5 protein-coding genes and 1 pseudogene are annotated in these 5,672 nt (G+C 70.2%); 4 read left to right on the top strand and 2 right to left on the bottom strand.

The genetic code is table 11. The features are described from left to right. Positions 1-172 precede the first annotated feature (172 nt). Entirely contained in the window at positions 173-1,756 is a 1,584-nt protein-coding gene (locus tag VGD28_RS02325; protein ID WP_331026721.1) for a cisplatin damage response ATP-dependent DNA ligase, read from the bottom strand. 98 nt (positions 1,757-1,854) lie between these two features. Here VGD28_RS02325 and VGD28_RS02320 point away from each other — a divergent pair, with 98 nt between their 5' ends. Further along, a complete protein-coding gene (locus VGD28_RS02320; protein WP_331026720.1) occupies positions 1,855-2,178 on the top strand; it encodes a hypothetical protein in 324 nt (107 codons plus the stop codon). A gap of 31 nt (positions 2,179-2,209) precedes the next feature. Here VGD28_RS02320 and VGD28_RS02315 read toward each other — a convergent pair whose 3' ends face one another. After that, positions 2,210-3,430, bottom strand: coding sequence for a phosphatidylserine/phosphatidylglycerophosphate/cardiolipin synthase family protein (locus VGD28_RS02315; protein ID WP_331026719.1), 1,221 nt, complete (start codon positions 3,428-3,430; stop codon positions 2,210-2,212). 134 nt (positions 3,431-3,564) lie between these two features. Between VGD28_RS02315 and rpoZ the strand changes: the two genes are divergently transcribed. The 3 genes and pseudogenes from rpoZ to VGD28_RS02300 form a co-directional block, all read left to right on the top strand. After that, positions 3,565-3,909, top strand: coding sequence for a DNA-directed RNA polymerase subunit omega (gene rpoZ, locus VGD28_RS02310; protein ID WP_331026718.1), 345 nt, complete (start codon positions 3,565-3,567; stop codon positions 3,907-3,909). A 166-nt stretch (positions 3,910-4,075) separates the two neighbouring features. Beyond that, positions 4,076-5,431, top strand: a complete 1,356-nt coding sequence (locus VGD28_RS02305; protein WP_331026717.1) for a glycosyl transferase family protein — start codon at positions 4,076-4,078, stop codon at positions 5,429-5,431. Beyond that, positions 5,428-5,672: pseudogene (locus tag VGD28_RS02300) on the top strand (hypothetical protein); the annotation flags it as partial. The gene VGD28_RS02305 and the pseudogene VGD28_RS02300, both read left to right, overlap by 4 nt.

Below are 5,672 nucleotides of genomic sequence, written 5' to 3'. Positions count from 1 at the left end.
CGACGAGCTGGAGGCAAACGTCCCTGGCGGATAATCCTCCCCCGCCAGGGGGAGGTGGCACGCGCAGCGTGACGGAGGGGGAGGACGCGAGCCGCCAGCGTTCTGGAATCCGCCCCCTCCGTCAGCCCGCGGCTGACACCTCCCCCTGGCGGGGGAGGATAAGGATGTGTCCCTAAGTAACGAGGCGCTCCAACCCGGCGATCGTCTCGGCTTCGTTCGCCGGCTTATCGATGCGGATGCGGCTGATCCGCGGAAAGCGCATCGCGAGTCCCGACTTATGGCGCTTGGAGGCGTGGATCGAGTCGAACGCCACCTCAAGCACCAACGTCTTCTCGACCTCGCGCACCGGCCCGAACCGCGCCACCGTGTGGTTGCGCACGAAGCGGTCGAGCCATTTCAGCTCCTCGTCGGTGAAGCCGAAATAGGCCTTGCCCACCGGCAGCAGCTCGCCCGCTTCGGTCCACGCGCCGAACGTATAGTCGGAGTAGAAGGACGATCGCTTCCCCGACCCGCGCTGGGCATACATCAGCACGCAATCGGCAATGAGCGGATCGCGCTTCCACTTGTACCACAGCCCGACGCGCCGCCCCGTGACATAGGGCGAATCGCGCCGCTTGAGCATCACCCCCTCGATCGCCGCATCCCGAGCCCCGGCGCGCAGCTCCTCCAGCGCGGCGAAATCCGCCGCCTCGATCAGCGCCGAAACGTCGAACCGCTCGGGATCGAGCCGCGCCGCGAACGTCTCGAGCCGCGCCCGCCGCTCGCTCCAGCCGAGTCCGCGCAGATCCTCCGCCCCGTCGAACAATATGTCGTAGAGCCGCACGAACGCCGGATAGTCCGCCAGCATCTTCGCCGGCACCTGCTTGCGCCCGAGCCGCTGCTGCAGTGCGTTGAAGCTCGCCGCGCCGCCGGCCCCGCCCTGCGCCTCGCCCTTCACCAGCAATTCGCCGTCGAGCACGCCGTGCGTCGCGAACGCCGCCGCGACTTCCGGAAAGCTCCCGGTGATGTCGTCGCCGGCGCGGCTGTAGAGCCGTGTCTCGCCCGCGACATGGACCAGTTGCACGCGGATCCCGTCCCATTTCCACTCGGCCGCATAGTCGGCGAGATCGACCTGGGTCTCCTCCAGCGGGTGCGCGAGCATGAACGAGCGGAACACCGGCACGCCCGCCGCGGTCGGCTGCGCGCCGCGCCCCTCCGCCCAGTCGAACAGCGGCGCATAGGGCGGCTGCAGCCCGTGCCACACCTCCTCCACCGCATCGACGTCGAGCCCGAACGCCTCGGCCAGCGCGGTCTTGGCGAGCCGCGCCGACACGCCCACGCGCAACGCCCCGGTGGCGAGCTTGAGCAGGGCATAGCGCTCGTCTGCGTCCAGCCGGTCGAGCATCGCGCCGAGCGCCGCGGGCGCATCCGAGCGCGACAGGCTGCCGAGCCGGTCGACCACCGCGCTCACCGTCAGCGGCTCGTCGGCAGGCGGCGGCACCGCCGGCTCGGGCCAGATCAGCGCGACCGTCTCTGCCGTGTCGCCCACGAAATCGCGGCTGAGGCCGAACAGCACCGGATCGACCCGCTCGCTCACCAATGCGCGGATGATCGCGGGCTTGACCGCGGGCAGGTCGAGATCGCCGGTCAGCGCAGCCATCGCCCAACCGCGATCGGGATCGGGCGTCGCCTTGAGATACGCGCCGATCAGCCGCAGCTTGGCGTTGCGCGATCGCGTGTAGATCAGCCGGTTGAGCAGGTCGGCAAAGGCGCGCATGACGGCTGAACATGGCGCAGCCGCAACGGTTCCGCTAGGCTCCGCCCGCCCCATGGGCCGGCCGCGATTCGCGCGTGCCGTTGGGAGGGATGTTCCGCATGAAGACTGCCCTGTTCGCCGCGCTCGCGGCCGTTACGCTCGCGCCCGCCGCGCTCGCCCAGACTGCTCCGGCGCCCGCGCCCGCCGCACCGGCTGCTGCCGCAGCAACCGCCAAGTTCAACCTCGACACGCCGATCCAGGACATCGTCGCCGATGCCAAGGCGAAGGCGGCGCTCGACGCCAACCTGCCCGGGCTCACCACCCATGAATCCTACGAGATGTTCAAGGGCATGAGCCTCACCCAGCTGTCGGGCTATGCCGCCGACAAGCTGACCCCCGAGGTCCTCGCCAAGACCGCGAAGGCGCTCGCCGAGGTCAAGTGAGCCGATCGGCCCCGGACCGCCGCGTCCGGGGTCAGTCGCGCGGCCCGAAGTTGAGGAAGCGCGTGACGCGATAGTCGAGCACGCCGACCACCAGATAGACCGCTCCTTGCATGATCCGCGTCCACAGCCCCGTGCGCGCGCGATGCAATTCGCGCGTCACCTCGAGCGAGCGCCCCACCTCGGCATCGACATAGGCGCGGACATGCGCGGCGAAGGCGGCGTCCTCGATCCGCAGCATCACCTCCAGGTTGAGGAACAGGCTGCGCGTGTCGAAATTGGCCGAGCCGATCTGCACCGCATCGTCGATCACGAACAGCTTGGTGTGCAGCTTGGTCGGCAGATACTCGAAGATCCGCACGCCGCGCCGCAGCAGCCCGCGATAGGTGAAGCGCGCCGCGTGGAGCGTCAGGTGATTGTCGGTGATCGACGGCACCACCACGCGCACCTGTCCCCCGCGCCGCGCCGCGCGGCCGAGCCGCAGCAGCATGGCCGGGCTTGGAAAGAAATAGGCGGCGAGGATGTCGATCCGCCGCGCATGCTTGAGGTCGCGGCGCACCGCGCGCGCCCAGGGGGAAAGCTTGCGCGTCGGCCCGCCGAGCAGCCAGCGCAGCCTGCCCTCCGGCTCGCTCCATTCGGAAAGCGCCTTGCGCAGGACGCGCAGCGGCGCGCGCGGCCGCTTCGCCCAGCGCCACAGCGCATCGAAATAGCCGCGCAGCCGGGCCGCGGCCGGCCCCTCCACCAGCAATCCCAGATCGCGCCAGCCATGGCTCCCCGGCCCGTCGAAATAATCGTCCTGGATGTTGAACCCGCCGATCACGATCCGCGCATCCGCCGTCTCGGCATCGGCGAGCGCGATCTTCTGGTGGTTGCGCAGCAGATAGCGGCGCCCCAGCCGCGGGACGAAGAAGCAGATATTCCCGCCGGCCGCGCGCAGCGGCGCGAAGAAATCATTGTCATAGGCGGGGTCGCTGCCCAGCCCGTCGACGATCAGCGTCACCTCCACGCCGCGCGCGACCGCCGCGACCAGCGCCGCGCGCACCCGCTCGCCGACGCCGTCATCGGTATAGATGTAGTAGAGCAGCCGCAGCGACTTTCGCGCGCCTTCGATCAGGCCGAGCAGCGCGTCCAGTCGCCGCGGCCCCGTGTCGAGCAGGGTCAGCCGGTTGCCCTCGATCGCGAACACCGGCTGCGGCGGCGGTTCGGCAGGCAGGCCGGGGGCGATTGCGGGTCGGATCGGGTCGGCCTGCTCCATCGCGCTCCCGATTGCACCAAGCGGCCACGCATCGCCAGCCCCGGCATCGCCCCCGCTCCCGATTTCCTTGACTCTTGGAGGGGCCGTCCCTAATTGGCCCCCTTTCCTGTATCTCTGCCCGAAGGAAGCGTTTCATGGCGCGCGTCACAGTCGAGGATTGCGTCGACAAGGTCTCCAACCGGTTCGATCTGGTGTTGCTCGCCGCGCAGCGCGCGCGGCAGATCTCCGGCGGCGCCGAGCTGACGCTCGAGCGCGATCGCGACAAGAACCCGGTGGTCGCGCTGCGCGAGATCGCCGAGGAAACGGTGCGCCCCGACACGCTCGAGGAATCGCTGGTCGGCAGCCTGCAGCGCGTGCAGATCGACGACGAGGAAGCGCCCGACGAGGTCGGCTCGCTCGCTGCTTCGGCCGAGGCGCTGCGCCTCACCGCCGCCGCGCCCCCGCGCAACCAGAATCTCGGTGCCGATTACGACGGTTGATCCGTTTCGGACCGAGTTGAGTTACCGGCGCCGGTATCCCTCGGGATGCCGGCGTTTTTCATGGTTTCGCGAATCGAAACAGATGCTTGATCCCTTCCCATCCGAATCGGACAATCGCTGATCCGAATCGGGGGGAATGCCATTGCCGGGCATCGACGCGGTTATCTTGGGCGTAGACGCCGTCACGCGCGAGGCGATATTGTTCGCCGCGATCGGGTTCCTGATCGGCGGCATCGACGATCTGGCGGTCGATCTCGTCTTCATGTGGACGCGCCTGCGGGGATGGTGGCAGCCGGTGCGCCAGCGTGCGCCGATCCGCAGCGGCGGGCGCATGGCCGTGCTCGTTCCGGCCTGGGACGAAGCCGCGGTGATCGGGCCGATGCTGAGCACCGCGCTCGCACGCTACGATTATGCCGACTACCGCATCTATGTCGGCGTCTACCCCAACGATCCGGCGACCATTGCCGCGGCGAGCGCGGTCGCCGCGGGTGACGATCGCGTGCGGCTGGTTGTCAATCCGCGACCGGGCGGCACCACCAAGGCCGATTGCCTCAACGCCATCTGGCGCGCGCTGCTGCGCGACGAGGCGGACGAAGGCATGGTGCGGGCGATCGTGCTGCACGATGCCGAGGATGTGGTGCATCCCGACGAGCTCGGCGTGATTGCGGCATGGCTAGCCGATCATCAGGCGGTGCAGCTCCCCGTGCTCCCCCTCCCCGACGCCCGCTCGCCGCTGGTCGCGGGCCATTACAATGACGAATTCTCGGAAGCCCATGCCAAGACGCTCGCGGTGCGCGAAGCGCTGGGCGCGGCGCTGCCCTTTGCCGGGGTCGGGTGCGCGATCGACCGGGCGCTCCTCGGGCAGATCGCCGAAGCGCGCGGCGGCCTGCCCTTCGACGAGCTGAGCCTGACCGAGGATTATGAGCTCGGCCTCACCGTCGCGGCGATGGGCGGGCGGGCCAAGCTCGTGCGCAGCCGCGATCCCGGGGGCGGGCTGGTCGCGGTTCGCGCCTATTTCCCGCGTTCGCTGCATGCGGCGGTGCGCCAGAAGGCGCGCTGGATGACCGGCATCGCGCTTGCGGGCTGGGACCGCACCGGCTGGGCGCGCGGCGGCGCGATCGGCGAGCATTGGATGCGCATGCGCGACCGGCGCGCGACGCTGGCGATCCCGGTGCTCGCCATCGCCTATCTCGCGCTGGTGATGTGGGGCCTGTCGCTTGGCGCGCATCTTCTGGCCGGAACGCCCGTGCCTGCCCCCGGAGGCGCGCTGCAAGCCCTGCTCGCCGCCAACCTTGCGCTGCTCGGCTGGCGGATCGCGATGCGGATGCTGTTCACCGCCCGCGCGTTCGGCGCGATCGAGGCGCTGCTGTCCGTCCCGCGGCTGTTCGTCGCGAACCTCGTGGCGCTGCTCGCCGCGCGTCGGGCGATCGCGATCTATCTCCCCACGCTGCGCGGCAAGCGCCCGGTATGGGACAAGACCGTGCATCACTTTCCGGACGCCGGCGAGAGCGGCGCCGCGTGAACGGGCGCGGCCGGCCACTCCGCTTCGTCGCGCTCGTCGCCTGCGGCTGGGCCAGCGCCCGCACGATCATGCTGTGGCCCGACGGCGCGACCTTGCCGCAGGCGATCGAAGCGGCGTTCCCGCTGCGCGCAGCGCAAGCGGCCACGACGCCGGTCCCGCAACCCGGCCTGCCGCCGCCAGCGCGCCGCGGGCACTCCGCCGCGGCAATCGCGCCGCAGCCGCTCGCCGCTGCCGCCTCCCC

The sequence above is a fragment of the Sphingomonas sp. genome (assembly GCF_036402235.1).
Classification (GTDB): Bacteria; Pseudomonadota; Alphaproteobacteria; order Sphingomonadales; family Sphingomonadaceae; genus Sphingomonas.
This window is presented reverse-complemented; position numbering and strand designations above follow the sequence as displayed.